Annotated in this window: 1 pseudogene; it reads left to right on the forward strand. The window is 32.6% G+C overall.

From position 1 onward, the window contains the following. Positions 1 to 192: 192 nt before the first annotated feature. Positions 193 to 524 (forward strand): annotated as a pseudogene (locus ELS83_RS21840) (IS6 family transposase); the annotation flags it as partial.

Below are 524 nucleotides of genomic sequence, written 5' to 3' on the forward strand. Positions count from 1 at the left end.
AGTCTATTGAACACCTGCAATACCTATTATACCACTAACTAAAAATAGTTCAATAGAGTATACTCTATTGAACCGTGATTGTTTCTAAATAAAAATAAGGACTTTAGTATGATTATTTTGGTTCTGTTGCAAAGTTTTCTGATAAGTCTATTTTAGTGTAAAATGAATAAAAATGACAGCGAGGATATATCAATGAACTATTTTAAAGGTAAACAATTTCAAAAAGATGTGATTATTGTCGCTGTTGGTTATTATCTACGTTACAATCTAAGCTATCGTGAAATTCAATAACTCCTTTATGATCGTGGGATTAACGTTTGTCACACAACTATTTATCGTTGGGTACAAGAATACAGTAAAGTCCTCTATCATCTCTGGAAAAAGAAAAATAGACAGTCCTTCTATTCGTGGAAAATGGATGAAACCTATATCAAAATTAAGGGACGTTGGCATTATCTTTATCGTGCAATTGATACGGACGGCTTAACCTTAGATATCTGGTTACGCCGTCCGCATCAATTGCA

This window comes from Marinifilum caeruleilacunae, assembly GCF_013141825.1.
Classification (GTDB): Bacteria; Bacteroidota; Bacteroidia; order Bacteroidales; family Marinifilaceae; genus Marinifilum; species Marinifilum caeruleilacunae.